At 62.0% G+C, this 13,242-nt stretch carries 15 protein-coding genes; 11 read left to right on the top strand and 4 right to left on the bottom strand.

From position 1 onward, the window contains the following. Positions 1–198, bottom strand: coding sequence for a tautomerase family protein (locus tag HOP51_RS15825; protein ID WP_159549401.1), 198 nt, complete (start codon positions 196–198; stop codon positions 1–3). 273 nt (positions 199–471) lie between these two features. Between HOP51_RS15825 and HOP51_RS15820 the strand changes: the two genes are divergently transcribed. The 3 genes from HOP51_RS15820 to HOP51_RS15810 all read left to right on the top strand — a co-directional run bounded on the left by HOP51_RS15820 (position 472) and on the right by HOP51_RS15810 (position 2,719). Then, the gene (locus HOP51_RS15820; protein WP_159549396.1) at positions 472–660 is read left to right on the top strand and encodes a DUF3008 family protein; all 189 of its coding nucleotides are present in this window, start codon (positions 472–474) and stop codon (positions 658–660) included. A 92-nt stretch (positions 661–752) separates the two neighbouring features. Beyond that, positions 753–2,222 (top strand): dihydrolipoyl dehydrogenase, encoded by a 1,470-nt coding sequence (locus tag HOP51_RS15815; protein ID WP_234274879.1) that lies wholly within the window; start codon positions 753–755, stop codon positions 2,220–2,222. Between the two features lie 152 nt (positions 2,223–2,374). Next, positions 2,375–2,719 carry a zinc ribbon domain-containing protein gene (locus HOP51_RS15810; RefSeq protein WP_234274878.1) on the top strand — a complete coding sequence of 115 codons (345 nt, stop codon included), beginning with the start codon at positions 2,375–2,377 and terminating at the stop codon, positions 2,717–2,719. Between the two features lie 34 nt (positions 2,720–2,753). Here HOP51_RS15810 and HOP51_RS15805 read toward each other — a convergent pair whose 3' ends face one another. After that, a complete protein-coding gene (locus HOP51_RS15805) occupies positions 2,754–5,414 on the bottom strand; it encodes an AsmA family protein (RefSeq protein ID WP_234274877.1) in 2,661 nt (886 codons plus the stop codon). Between the two features lie 229 nt (positions 5,415–5,643). On the opposite strand from HOP51_RS15805, the gene HOP51_RS15800 reads away from it, so the two are divergent. The 6 genes from HOP51_RS15800 (at position 5,644) to HOP51_RS15775 (ending at position 10,000) form a co-directional block, all read left to right on the top strand. After that, a complete protein-coding gene (locus HOP51_RS15800) occupies positions 5,644–5,955 on the top strand; it encodes a hypothetical protein (RefSeq protein WP_234274876.1) in 312 nt (103 codons plus the stop codon). Positions 5,956–6,376: 421 nt separating this feature from the next. Then, positions 6,377–6,688: a hypothetical protein gene (locus tag HOP51_RS15795; RefSeq protein WP_234274875.1), complete on the top strand. Its 312-nt coding sequence runs from the start codon at positions 6,377–6,379 to the stop codon at positions 6,686–6,688. 169 nt (positions 6,689–6,857) lie between these two features. After that, entirely contained in the window at positions 6,858–7,019 is a 162-nt protein-coding gene (locus HOP51_RS15790) for a hypothetical protein (RefSeq protein WP_234274874.1), read from the top strand. Positions 7,020–7,096: 77 nt separating this feature from the next. Next, positions 7,097–7,909 carry an AraC family transcriptional regulator gene (locus tag HOP51_RS15785; RefSeq protein WP_234274873.1) on the top strand — a complete coding sequence of 271 codons (813 nt, stop codon included), beginning with the start codon at positions 7,097–7,099 and terminating at the stop codon, positions 7,907–7,909. A gap of 73 nt (positions 7,910–7,982) precedes the next feature. Then, positions 7,983–8,591, top strand: a complete 609-nt coding sequence (locus tag HOP51_RS15780) for a LysE family translocator (protein ID WP_234274872.1) — start codon at positions 7,983–7,985, stop codon at positions 8,589–8,591. Between the two features lie 92 nt (positions 8,592–8,683). Beyond that, positions 8,684–10,000 carry a glycerophosphodiester phosphodiesterase family protein gene (locus tag HOP51_RS15775; RefSeq protein WP_234274871.1) on the top strand — a complete coding sequence of 439 codons (1,317 nt, stop codon included), beginning with the start codon at positions 8,684–8,686 and terminating at the stop codon, positions 9,998–10,000. A gap of 65 nt (positions 10,001–10,065) precedes the next feature. On the opposite strand, the gene HOP51_RS15770 is transcribed toward HOP51_RS15775, so the two are convergent. Together HOP51_RS15770 and HOP51_RS15765 are read right to left on the bottom strand one after the other, a co-directional pair. Further along, positions 10,066–10,449, bottom strand: coding sequence for a nuclear transport factor 2 family protein (locus tag HOP51_RS15770; RefSeq protein ID WP_234274870.1), 384 nt, complete (start codon positions 10,447–10,449; stop codon positions 10,066–10,068). A 184-nt stretch (positions 10,450–10,633) separates the two neighbouring features. Continuing rightward, the gene (locus HOP51_RS15765) at positions 10,634–11,023 is read right to left on the bottom strand and encodes an HIT family protein (RefSeq protein WP_234274869.1); all 390 of its coding nucleotides are present in this window, start codon (positions 11,021–11,023) and stop codon (positions 10,634–10,636) included. 762 nt (positions 11,024–11,785) lie between these two features. Here HOP51_RS15765 and HOP51_RS15760 point away from each other — a divergent pair. Together HOP51_RS15760 and HOP51_RS15755 are read left to right on the top strand one after the other, a co-directional pair. Next, positions 11,786–12,613 carry a diguanylate cyclase gene (locus tag HOP51_RS15760; protein ID WP_234274868.1) on the top strand — a complete coding sequence of 276 codons (828 nt, stop codon included), beginning with the start codon at positions 11,786–11,788 and terminating at the stop codon, positions 12,611–12,613. 173 nt (positions 12,614–12,786) lie between these two features. After that, positions 12,787–13,167, top strand: coding sequence for a septal ring lytic transglycosylase RlpA family protein (locus HOP51_RS15755; protein WP_234274867.1), 381 nt, complete (start codon positions 12,787–12,789; stop codon positions 13,165–13,167). The last annotated feature ends 75 nt before the right edge of the window (positions 13,168–13,242 follow it).

Below are 13,242 nucleotides of genomic sequence, written 5' to 3'. Positions count from 1 at the left end.
TCAGCCCTGTCCGCCGCTACGGTCGCAGCCCATCGTGCCCGCCTTGGCCCAGTTTTCGCCGTCCACTTCGCTGAAGAACACCTGCACGCTCTCCTCGGGGGTACCGTAGACCTCGACGAAGGCTTGGGTGATACGGCGTGCCAGCTCGCGCTTCTGCGCCAGCTCGCGGGGAAACTGCTGAATGGTCACGATGGGCATGTCGGCTCCCGTTTGGGCAGGGTCATGATGGACAAGGCTTCATGGTCGGCCGAAAGCGGCCTTGCCGCAACCCGATCATGACGTTGCCCCGGTGGGCTGGGCGGAGCCCGTCAGACCCGTTTCAGACCAACACATGGGTCCACATCGTCACTTACCAAGACAAAATGCCACGTAACATGTTGAAACGGCGCACCTCCCCTTCACAGGCTAGATTTTAATCAGCGGCACGAACGCCGCCGAGGAGCAACGAACGAACCCGAATGGAGAAGCACCATGCCAGCTAAGTCGGAAGCTCAGCAGATGGCGGCCGGTGCCGCCCTTGCCGCCAAGCGTGGTGAGAAGAAAGTCAGTGAACTGGAAGGGGCATCGAAGCAGATGTACGAGTCCATGGATGAAAAGGAACTCGAAAAAATGGCTTCGACCAGCCAGAAGGACAAGCCCACTCACAACCGCAAGTCGTGAGACATCGCCTGCTGTCCCCTCTCGGCACATAGCGACTAGGCTTTGAAATGCCTAGCAGATGTATTGTCACATCGGTGCCAGGGAGACGAGACATGCAGGAGCGCGACGTCGATGTTGCCATCATCGGGGCCGGCACGGCTGGCCTGAGCGCCTGGCAAACCGCCAGGCAGTACAGTGACGAAGTGGTGCTGATCGAAGCCGGCGAGCCCGGCACTACCTGTGCGCGGGTAGGCTGCATGCCTTCCAAGCTGCTAATCGCCGCGGCCGAGTCGGCCCACCAAGCGCGTGAGGCGGTAGGGTTCGGCATTCGAATCGGCGATCTCGGTATCGACGGCAAGGCGGTCATGGCCCGCGTCAGGCGCCAGCGCGACGCCTTCGTCGAGAGCGTGCTCGATTCCATGCAGCGTATCGAGCCTCGCAACCGTATCAAGGGCCACGCCCGCTTCGAGGCGCCCCACACCTTGCGCGTGGGCGACGATCTGCGCCTGCATGCCCGTACCATCATCATCGCCACCGGTTCACGCCCCCACCGGCCCGACGCCTTGCACCCGGCCGGCGATCGCTTGGTCGACAGCGACGGCGTATTCGAGTGGGAAGACCTGCCCGAATCGGTCGCCGTCTTCGGCCCGGGCATCGTCGGTCTGGAGCTCGGCCAAGCCCTTGCCCGCCTGGGCGTGCGCCTGCGTATGTTCGGCAAGAGCGGTTCGCTCGGTCCGTTCGGGGATCAGGCGCTGCGCGACTATGCCGAACGCGCCTTCAACGACGAGTTCTACCTCGATCCAGCCGCCCAGATCGAGACCATCGCACGTGACGGAGACCAGGTGGCGATCACCTTCATCGAACGCGACAGCGGCCAGCGTCTGACCGAGCGCTTCGACTACCTGCTGGCGGCCACCGGACGGCGCCCCAACCTCGACCGTCTCGATCTGGAAAACGCCGGGCTGGCGCTGGACGACAAGGGCGTGCCCTTCTACAACCGCTTCACCATGCAGTGCCGCCGCGCCGATGGCGAGGGCGACGACGGCCATATCTTCATCGCCGGGGATGCCAGTCAGGAACTACCGCTGCTGCACGAAGCGAACCAGCAGGGGCGCATCGCCGGGCACAATGCCGGGCGCTACCCCGAGCGGCGTGCGGGTCGTCGCAGTACGCCGCTGTCGATCGCCTTCACCGATCCGCAGATGGCCACGGTCGGTCTGAGCCGCGATGAAGCGGCTGACCGCTTCGGCTGCGACGGCGTTGCCGAGGGCGGCGCCTCTTTCGAGGACCAGGGGCGTGCCGTGGTGATGCGCCAGAATCGGGGGCTGATGCGCCTGTACGCCGAGCATGGCTCGGGGCAGTTCCTCGGCGCAGAACTGTTCGGACCGAGAGTGGAGCATATCGCCCATCTGCTGGCCTGGGCCCTGGAGCAGAAGATGGGCATCGAGCGCATGCTGGAGATGCCCTTCTACCATCCGGTGCTGGAGGAGGGCCTGCGCAGCGCCCTGCGTGATCTCAACAGCACACTGCTGCAGGGTCCCGCCATGACCGAACGCTGCCTCGAGTATGGCCCGGGAGGCTAGCCCCTGCTCGACTGGTGAACGCTGTCGGCAGTATAGGCCTGTGATCGATACATGGGGGATGAGCCTGCGCGAGAATCCCGGCATGGCATATCGGCAAGTCCGGGTTATGCTGATGGATAAGAGTATGAGATACCTTGATGCAGGAGACTCCGATGGCCGATATCGCCTCACGGCTGAAAGCCGTACAGGAAGGCATCGAGCGCTTGGCCGAGCTTGCCGCTCCCGACCAGGCCGATGCCGCGAGTCGCCTGGTACAGAAGCTGAAAGGGGAGCTTGACGACGCCATCGCCGAGGCGAGCGGCGGACCGCAGGAACCTTCAACCTCGGCTAATCTGCCACGCAACCCGCGCCACGTGGAGATCCGCTGCCCGATCTGCTCGCTACGCTCCTTTACCTACCAGAAGGGCACCATGCGCCGCTCGGACGAAACCGAATCCGGTTTCGAGGCGCTCTACCACTGCCTGAGCTGCGGCCACGAGGCATGGCACGAAGCGTAAGCGGGAAGCCCTCCGCCCGAGCCGTTCACCAGTTTCACTCCTCGAACTCCGAGAACGCTCGCTCGCAGCCCATGCCGACCTGCTCGCCGCCGCCCGGATCGACCCATGGCAGGATCGCCAGGGGCGGTGCCACGATGGCTCCCAGCAGCGACAACGCCCCGCGCGCAATCAGTTCCTCGGTGATGACGTTTACCTCGGGGTCACGCAGCGAGCCCTGCAATTCCACCGGCGAATTACCGGTAAACAAGGTGGGATCGATATTGTGGCCCTGGAAGGCCAGGTCCATTCTCTCCGTTTCCAGGTCGACAGCTCCGGCCCCCTCGAAGTGGGCGATCTCCGTCGCCATGAAGAACCGAGTCAGGTCGGCCAGGCCCCGGTCGATGGCAAAACGCACGTAGGTACATTCCAGCTGTACCTGATCCTCTCCCGTGAGCGCCGCCACCAGCGCATTGGCCACGTTGAGCGGCAGTAGTTCGGCAGCGATGATGTCCAGCCAGCCCTGGGACATGGCCAGCTCCAGCTCGCCATCGAGCCCGGCCATGACCTCATGCATGGAGCGCCCGCGATAACGGAAATCGCCGCGCCCGCCGATCCTGCCGAGGGTGTCGCGGGCCACTTCGGGCAGGCCGGCCTCGTCCAGCAAAGCCGCCAGGTTGACTTGGTCCAGAGCCAGCTGCAGATCGCCCTCGATGGCAGCCTGGCGTGAGTCCATGATCCAGGAGGCACGCACCTCTCCCCCGCCGAGCCCAACTTGCAGGGGCTCGACGATCATTACGCCCTGCTCGAGCTCGAGAGCCAGGGCCAGATCCTCGAACGGCACATGCTCCGCCTGCACGTTGGCCGCCTCGTAGTCCAGAACGATATCGGTATTGCGCAGAGCTTCCAGATCCCAATCACGATCGGGGAACAGCATTGCGGCGCGCCGTTCCTGCGCTTCCCATTGCTGCTGTTCGGGCGTGGCCGTCTCGCCCGGGCCGGTTCCCGGCGAGATGCCCAGCATCGGCAGTAGGTCATCCGCTTCCAGTTGCCGGGACACCAGGGTCGCCCATAGCTTGGGTCGCTCACCGAAGCGAATGCTCACATCTCCGGCCACATCGCTGTCACCGAAGGTGCCCTCGAGACCATCGACACTGAGCAGGTTCTCGCGGAAGCTCACGTAGCCGCTGACATGATAGGGCGGCAGTTCCGGCAGGTTGATTCCGGTCAGCTCGGTGAGTTCAGCCAGGCTCGGCCCCTCCAGTCGAGCACTGCCCTCTAGCGACTCGAGGGCGAAAGGCTGCACCGCACTGCCATCGATCCACAATAGGGTCTCGCCGCTGGCCAACTCGCCGGATACCGGATAGGGCGCTTCAGGATCGGCGAGATCGAGCAGTGACCCGATCAACAGGTCGAACTCGAAGGGTTCCTCCTCGTAACTGCCCTCGCCCACCAAGTGTATCCGCTGCCCTTCCACGCCCTCGGTGCGGGTATCGGCAGTGAACGACAGCGACAGCCCCCAATGCTGGGCCTGGTAATCGAGGGCCGTATCCTCGAACAGCAGTCCGCCGTCGACCACGCGGGTATTGAGACTGCCATTCAGCGTGCCCAGCGGTCCAAACCCGAACGGAGCGAGCGCCGCCGTCAAGTCGATGCGATCCAACTCCGCTTGCAGCTCGGCCAGCAGGCGCTGGTCCTCGCTCTCGAGCCAGCCCTGGACGTTCAACGAACGGGGCGACTCCTCCTCGAGCTGCTGCTGGGCCTGTAACCGGGAGATGGTGAGCCGACCTTCTTCCAGGGTCGTTCTCACGGCCAGGTCATGCAGGCTCTGACCGGCATAATGCAGCCGGCCAAGAGACAGGTCGACATCGGCCTCGAATGCCTTGAGCCCCTCCAGAAGCCGTGCCACGTGCCGATCCCACTCTGCCTCTTCCTGCGCCTCTTCTTCCGCCGCAGTTTCATCGAAGAGCCCCCAGCGGTCCAGATCGAGTTCGTCGGCTTGCAGTTCGGCCATCAGGCGTGGCACGTCACGCCCCATGTCCAGCGCCAGGTCACCGCTCAATTGGCTGTCGCCGATACTCCCCTGGAACGCCTCGATGACGCCACGGCGTTCCTCCACGTCGAGGTGCAACAGGCCCTGAAACTCGAGTGGATCGTCCTGTAGCCGACCTTCTCCGAGCAGTTCCAAGCTCAGCTCCTGGACGCTTTCTCCGGGAGTTGCGAAGGCGATATCGAGATCGATGTCCTGGCCCGTATCCCGATAGACCAGCCGGCCTCGGTCGATATGAAAGGCCTTAGGCCAGAGGGGGATCTCCTGCGCCTCGGTCGGCTCCTCTGCCAACAGGTCATCGAGATTGGTGGTGCCATCTTCTCGACGCAGCACCACCACCTCGGGTCGCTCGATAGCGAGCCGCTCCAATTCGATCTTCCCTTGCAGCAGGACGCCTACGTCCAAGGTCACCGTCAGTTCGCCGAGGCGTGCCATGGGATCCTCGGCCCACGGCGCGTTGGCGATGCGCACCTCGTCGAGCCTCAGCGTCAGCGGTAGGCCCCAATCGATGCCGTGATCGCCAATCTCCACCTCGCGCCCCAGCTGTTCGCTGGCCTGGCCTGCCAGCCAGCCGCGGAACCAGGAGGATTCGAGGAACAGGGCGACCGCCGCCAGCAACAGCAGCACAGCCCCCATCGCGATGACGATTCGCCGAGCTACCTTGTTCACCGTTCCGTCCATGGGTTGTGATTGATCGACACCCTTACCATGGACAGAGAGAAGGCGTAGGTCCAATCCCGCAGCCAACCGTTCTGCGCGCTTTCCTGGCAAGACTTCACACTCGCTAACCTGCCCGGGGCACGTAAAGCTTCTATGCTGGAAACATGACGTCTCGACCGTTGCACACGGTAAACAAGGAGAGACTGCGGGATGTTCCCAGCCGGAACGGGAGGTTCGTATGAAAATCTACAAACCGGAATGGCACTGTACCTTCACTGTGAACGAAGCCGCCGGCGCATCGTCGAGTTGGCGTGAGAGGCTTGCCTGGCACATTCGCCGCTGGGCCGACAAGCTCGACCGCAAGGGCCGTACCGTCACGATTGAATGCCAAGTCGAGCCTGCCGTGACCGCGGAAGAGATCGATACCTGCCTGGTCAAGGGATTCGAAGTCACTCACTCGCTGCTCAACCAGTTGGCTCAGCAGGCTGCCTGCGAGGACGTGATGCGGGATGCCAAGGCCGATTTGTTCGAGCAGGGGCCGCCACGCTGACATTGCCTGGTTCGAGCCGGGAACGACGCACGTCAAGGAACCGATATACGTATCGCCAAACGTGCTGGTAAGCGCCGCCAGCGGCGCCGTGGGTTCGCTCGCGGTACATAAAGCGATTTCATTGGTTACCCGCGCCCACTTGGCTTTTCTCCTCCCCCTAGCCTTCTCTTCGTCTGATTCTCCTTACCCTGGACCCATTGCCGCTCAAGTTCCTTCCTACGGCGCCGATAGGACAAGTGACGTGCTCTGGTCGCGTGTCATCGATAGAGGCTTCCGCCACGAGCCTACTGACGTAGCGAAACGGCACACTTCGTGAAAGTCCGGTACAAGTTTGTTATTCTGGAAAAGTAGTTTTCGTCAAAGAAGTGGAGCGAAACATCACGATCGATCATTCATAACCAAGCCAGTGCAGGAGGTACTCATGCGAGTCTACAAACCTGAGTGGCGGTGCACGTTCAGCGTATACGAAGGCATGGAAGAGACGAGCGGCTGGCGTGAGCGCCTTGCCTGGTTCATTCGTAGCCTGGCCGACAGGCTGGACGGTAGCGGCAGAACGATCAAGATCGACTACGACGTAACTCCCCATATCAATCGTGAGGAGGTGGATAACTGTCTCGGCAAAGGCTTCGCGGTTACCCAGAGCCTGCTGACCCAGTTAGCCCACCAGGCCGCCTGTGAGAACGTCATGCGCGAAGCCAAGGCGGAGCTGTTCGAGGAGCATCCGCAGCGCTGAGTGACTTTCAGCGACTTCCCCACGCCCCATACGGCCTTTCTCCGTATGGGGCGTTTTTACGTCAGACACCTGAAACAAGAGGGCGCAAGACCGACGGTAACAAATCTTATGCTGCGGTGCAGCAAAAAGCAGGCTAAGCTGGCAGAAGTCCTGCAAAGAGGGCCAAGCCATGAACCAAGCACCGTCATACCGTCCCCCTCTCGACGACGAGATCGTTCGCTACTGGATTCGCCACTCCTGCCAATGGCAGGCAGCCCACGAAGCCTGGCAAATCTATCTCGAAAGCTTCCCATGCGGGTCGACACCCAGGCAGCAGTCCGAGCTCGACTAGGTCGAGAAGCGTCTCGACTGGCTGGCCAAAATGGCTGACGATAGAGAGACCAACGATGCGGGAGCCTGCTGAGCAATATGGCGGATGAGCGACATCGCGTTACCGCGTTTGCCACCGGAGTCGCCGGGTTCACGGCCATGAGCCTGGTCTCGAACCGTGCCTTTCCCCGCCATTCCCATGACCAGTACGGCATTGGGCTCATCTGTGCCGGCGGACATCGCTCCTGGAGCGGTGCCGGCCGGGTCGATGCCGTGACGGGCGACATCATCACGGTCAACCCGGGTGAGATGCACGACGGTGCCCCGCTAGGCGGCGCTTCGCGTGCCTGGCACATGCTCTATTTCGATCCCGACCTGATCCGGGAAATCTTCGACGGCGACGATGCGTCGGCCGAACTGGCCCGCCCGGCTCTGGACGATCCCCTGCTACGCAGGCTCATGGAGCGGCTGTTTCAGCATCTCGCCGCAGCGCCGGGCGACTCCCTGGCCCTGGAAGAACATTGCCAAGCGCTGCTAGGGGCAGCCTTCTCGCGCCATGGCTCGAGGCGTCCCTCGGCTTCCCATAGCGTACCGAACGCTATCGCTAGAGTACGCCAGCGTCTCGACGACGCCCCTCACGCCCCCACCACCTTGGGCGAGCTTTCCGCCATGGCGGGCCTGAGCCGCTACCAGTTGCTGCGCAGCTTTTCCCGCACGCTGGGGACCACGCCCCATGCCTACCTACTGCAGCGACGGGTACTGATGGCCAGGAGCCTGATCGCCGACGGACATTCGCTGAGCCAGGCGGCCCTGGCAGCGGGCTTCTCCGACCAGAGCCATATGAGCCGAGCCTTTACCCGCCAGCTCGGTCTCCCTCCGGGCCGCTACCGCCGCGCGCTCCTTCCTGCGTGACCTGCAATTTCGTTCAAGAAACGGCCCCCATGGCAACGCCACGATAGCGTCGAATCGTTATCGGAGCCCTACCATGACACTGGACTACCTGTTGACCTCGCTGGTCGTCGTCGCCGCACCCGGCACCGGTGTGTTCTACACCCTCGCCACCGGGATCACGCATGGCACGCGCGCCAGCACCATCGCGGCGCTCGGCTGCACTCTCGGCATCGTGCCGCACATGCTCGCGGCCATCACCGGCCTGGCTTCGCTGCTGCAGGCAAGCGAGACAGCGTTCCAACTGCTCAAGCTGCTGGGCATCGCCTACCTTCTCTACATCGCCCTTAGCATGCTGAACTCGCGGGAGGAAACGCTACCCACCGCCGCCCTCGCCCCTCTTCCCGCCAGGCAATTGATCGGCACCGGCGTGCTGCTCAATCTGCTCAACCCCAAACTCACCCTGTTCTTCTTCGCCTTCCTGCCGCAATTCGTCGACGCCGGCACCGCCCCGCTCATGTCCATGATCCAGCTGAGTCTCGCTTTCATGCTAATGACATTTGTCGTATTTATCGTCTACGGCGTCGGTGCGGCCACTGCACGTCAGCGGATCCTGACTCGCCCGTCCATGCTGACCTGGCTGCGGCGCGGTTTCGCCGCGGGTTTTCTCGCCATGGCGGCGCGTCTGGCCCTGACCGAGCGCTAGCCTGGCCGCCGTGGCCGCCTATGGCTACGCTCAAGTCTGGCCACAGGCGCCTGCCGCGGCCCACGCCAACAAGGAAGAAAGCGAGACACGCCATGAAAAAAGCACTTCCCATCCTGGCCTGTCTGGGAGCACTGATCGCCATACCGGCATTCGCTCATGAAACAGCCGGGAGCGCCCCCGAGTGGAACGATGCCCTGCTCGATGCCGCACGCCAGGTAACGCTCGGCCCGCGCCCCCTGTTTCTGCTCAACGACATGAGCGAAGAGACCGAGCGTGAACGTGAACTCAAGGCCGAGTTGCTCGAATGCGCCGCCCAGCACACGGACTGGCAGGCTACCAATCTTGCCATCGCCCATCGCGGTGCACCGCTGCAGTTCCCCGAGCACACCCTCGAATCCTACCTGGCCGGCGTTCAAGGCGGTGCCGGTATCGTCGAGTGCGACGTCACCTTCACCAGCGACAATGAGCTGGTGTGTCGCCACTCCCAGTGCGACCTGCACTACACCACCAATATCGTGGCAACCGAGCTGGCCCAGAAGTGCAGCGTGCCGCCGGAAATCAATAGCGAAAGCGGCGAGCTGACCAATGCCGCCGAGATCCGCTGTTGTACCAGCGACATCACCCTGGCCGAATTCCGCACCCTGCGCGGCACCATGGAAGGCGCCAACCGAGAGGCGCACAGCCTCGAGGAGTACCTGGCTGGGACTCCCGGCTGGCGCACCAACCTCTACGCCACGCGCGGCACCCTGATGAGCCATGCCGACACCATCGCACTGTTTCAGGAACTCGGTGTGAAGATGACCCCCGAACTCAAGGCGCCCGACGTCGAGATGCCCTTCAACAGCATGAGCCAGGAGGATTACGCGCAGAAGATGATCGACGAATACAAGTCAGCGGGCGTGTCGCCCAGCGATGTCTTCGCTCAATCCTTCAATCTCGACGATGTGCTCCACTGGATCGAGAACGAACCTGAGTTCGGCCAGCAGGCGGTGTATCTGGACGGCCGCTACGACGATGAGGGCTTCGACCACACCGTCCCCGACACCTGGTCGCCGAGCATGGAAGAGTTGGCCGAACGGGGCGTTCGCATTCTGGCCCCGCCCACCTGGATGCTGCTGGCCGCCAACCCGGGGTTCGGTGAGGGCGACAAGCGTATCGTGCCATCCGAGTATGCCGAACGGGCCCGCGAAGCGGGGTTGGCGCTGATCACTTGGACGCTCGAGCGCTCGGGCCCGTTGGCCGAAGGTGGGCAGTGGTATCATCACACCACCGAGGAGGTGATACGCCGCGAAGGCGATAAGCTGATCACCCTCGATACGCTGGTTCAGGATGTCGGTGTCATTGGCATATTCAGCGACTGGCCCGCCACCGTGAGCTTCTACGCCAATTGCGTCCAGCCGCGCAGTTGAGGAACTAGCCAGCCGATGGTTGCGATCGTCGGCTGGTCAATGCCGCGTTTGGGGCTGCTTCACGGTCATGTAGCGGCCGGGGAGGAAGCCATCGTGAAGTGCAATGTCAGCACACGCCACTCTCCATCCTCCTTGTGCCATAGCTCGCTGAAATGCAGCCAGGGTCGGGATCGCTCGTCACCGACGATGCGGCCCTGCCCATAGATCGACACCACATTGCCCAGCGCCAGGACCTTGAGGATGGCGTCCTCGGCGCGACTGCCGCGGGCGAACCATTGGCCGGCCGCCACGGCCTCGGCAATACTGCCTAGCTGATCCAGCTTGCCCTGCAGGCCTGCCGCATTGATCACCATGAAGCCGTCGCTCTCGATGTGATCGAGCCGACCAACGTTGCCATCGATATAGGCGGCATACCATTGCCGACGTGTCTCTAGCAATTTCTCGTGCACCGTGCCCTCCAATAAGCCCAGCGCCTGGACGATACTGCCTGCCGTGACGACAGCAGGCTTAGGAAGACATCCATACTAGCCTAGAGACACAGAAGTACTATCAGACATTGCCCCTGAAGTGTGTAAGCCATGTCGTACGTGGCGGCCATAGCTTACGCAATCACCGAGACAATCCAGTGTCGGACTAGAGCACGCCACGAATGCGGTCGGCATGCTCCGCCAGCTGTTCCGGCCGGGCCTGGGGCAAGCCTTCGAGCCGGATGTCCTGCATCGCATCGATCGGAACCAGATGCAGGTGCACGTGAGGAACCTCGAGCCCGACGATCATCATTCCCACGCGCTCGCAGGGGAAAGCTCGCTTGAGGGCCTTGGCCAGCTTTTGCGATACCGTCATGAGATGAGCGCTCAGCTCCACCGGCATGTCATCCCAATGGTCGATCTCCTCACGTGGAATCACCAACAAATGGCCGGGCTTCATGGGGTTGAGGGTCATGATGGCGACGCATTGCGCGTCTGACCAGACGAATTCACCGGGCAGCTCGCCGTGAATGATACGGGTAAAGACACTTGCCATTTCGATTCTCCCTGTCTGAAGAGGCCGAGTAGGAATGGACGACGAAGGCAGTCTCGCCTGAGCGACGCTTGCGGTCTACCCTCCCATGAGGTCAGCAACCACTACCAGGACGGAACTTGAGTCAAATGCATCATTCCGCCTGAACCCCATCGACTGTCGTTCAGACTCAGCCATGCCACCACCCCTGTCTCCAAAAGGGAACACTTAACTTATTGGTTTCTCTATAAATTCTTAAAAATGCCAAAATTGTGTCTCCAAACAGCAACGAGACAACCTGGCTTTGGCCTTTCCAAGCGGCTGCAGACGGAGTCTCATCCGCCAAATGCGGAACTAAGCCACTGTTTCTATAAGAGTATGAAAAATCTTGGCATCCTTTTCGCTTATGTCCTTGCAATAGAAGGTACGGCGAGTAGCGCAAATGCGATACAGCGTCATCCGTGACCAGAAACGTCTGTTTCGTCATGAATCGACGCATCCAGGATGAAGCCAGGCAAGATGTTTCTCCTGTTTTCACCGGCCAAAGGCACGCTCTTGCGATGAGTTAGCACTATCCTTTAGTTCCCTGCGTACTTGGGCCGCTCTGCGGCCCTTTTTTTAGCCCAAGGTACAGCAAGACATCGCAGGGATACGTGAGAGGAAGCTGGCCAAAGTCGTCACCTTGCCCCGGGCCAAAGGCCCGTACGGCCCAGGAAAGAGACGAATGCCATGCAGACGAAGTCCAAATCTACACCGAGCAGCAGAACCGGTCTTGCAGGATGTGCCTTGGCTGTCGCCCTGGTGCTCGACGCCGCACTTGCCATCAACGGCCTGGTACCCGAGAGGGCCGCACTCTTTCCCAACGCTACCGCTTTTCTGGATTCACTGGCAGCCGAGCCTACCGTTATCGCCGGCTTCGCCAGCGGCATCGCTCTGATGTTGCTGTTGTTGCTGCCGATACACCATGTCTACCGCACCCGCGAAGTACGCCTGCTACAAGAACGCGAGCGCCTTGCGGCCCACAACGCGAAGCTCGTTCGCCAGGCTGCCAGCGATGGCCTGCTGGGTATCGCCAACCGCCGCGAATTCGAACGTGTATTTAAGCTGGAGTGGCTCCGCGCGGCGCGTGAGCGTCAGCCCCTGAGCCTACTGATGATCGACATCGACTGCTTCAAATGCTTCAACGATACCTACGGTCACCAGGCCGGCGACACTTGCCTGCGCGAAGTGGCCAAGGTGCTGCGCGCCGCCGCCGCCCGGCCAGGCGACCTCGTTGCTCGCTATGGCGGTGAGGAAATGGCACTGCTGATACCGCATACCGGTATGGAAGGCGCCCTACGCATGGCCGAGCGAATCCATACCATGCTGGAGGATCGCGCCCTGCCCTTTTCCGCTTCTCCCGTGGCTAAGCATGTCACGGTCAGTATCGGCGTCTCCTCGATGCTGCCGGTACGCCACGCCAATCGTTCCGTCCTGATCAGCCAGGCCGACGAAGGGCTCTACGCGGCGAAGGAGGGTGGACGCAATCGCACGGAGGCCGTGCCAAACCTGCGGCTCATCGCTCCCGAAGAGGCAGCCCCCTTGCGATCCGCCAGCCGCGCCCAGGGCGCCTGAATGCCAGCAGCGAGATGAACCGTGCTGCCAACGTCGCCAAGCGTCTCCCATCATGCTGCCTTCGTCGGCTTTTAAAGTTGCCCCATGCATACTTGGCGGGTACTATCCATAACGCTCACCGGCACCTCATCGATGAAAGCGATAACCGCCACACGATAACCTGAGGTAAAACCATGGGAGCCCAACCCAAAAAGTTGCTCGCATTTTGCCTGGCAGGATGGTTCACGGTATTCGCAGCCAACGCCTGGGCTCATGAAGTCGACGCTCAGGAAGAAGGCATTGCCTCCTACTATAGCGACCGCTTCCAGGGCGCCACTACCGCCAGTGGCGAACCCTTCGATCAGCAAGCCCTGACCGCCGCCCACCCCAGTCTTCCCCTCGGCACCAAGGTGGTCGTCACACGGGCGGATACCGGACAGGAAGTCGAGGTTCGGATCAACGATCGCGGCCCCTTCGTCAAGGGACGCATCATCGACCTCTCCAAGCGCGCGGCGCGCGAACTCGGCATGCTCCATCGCGGCACCGTACCGGTCATGGTCACTGCCATACAGTAGCCGACAGCCAGTTCTTCCAGGCTCCATCGCCCGGGCGATAACCGAGTATCGCCGAGTCGTTCCTGTCAATATTAC

This window comes from Billgrantia zhangzhouensis (assembly GCF_021404465.1).
In the GTDB taxonomy this organism is placed as follows: Bacteria; Pseudomonadota; Gammaproteobacteria; order Pseudomonadales; family Halomonadaceae; genus Halomonas; species Halomonas zhangzhouensis.
Note: the sequence above shows the minus strand (reverse complement) of the source record. Positions and strands in the feature narration are given on the sequence as shown.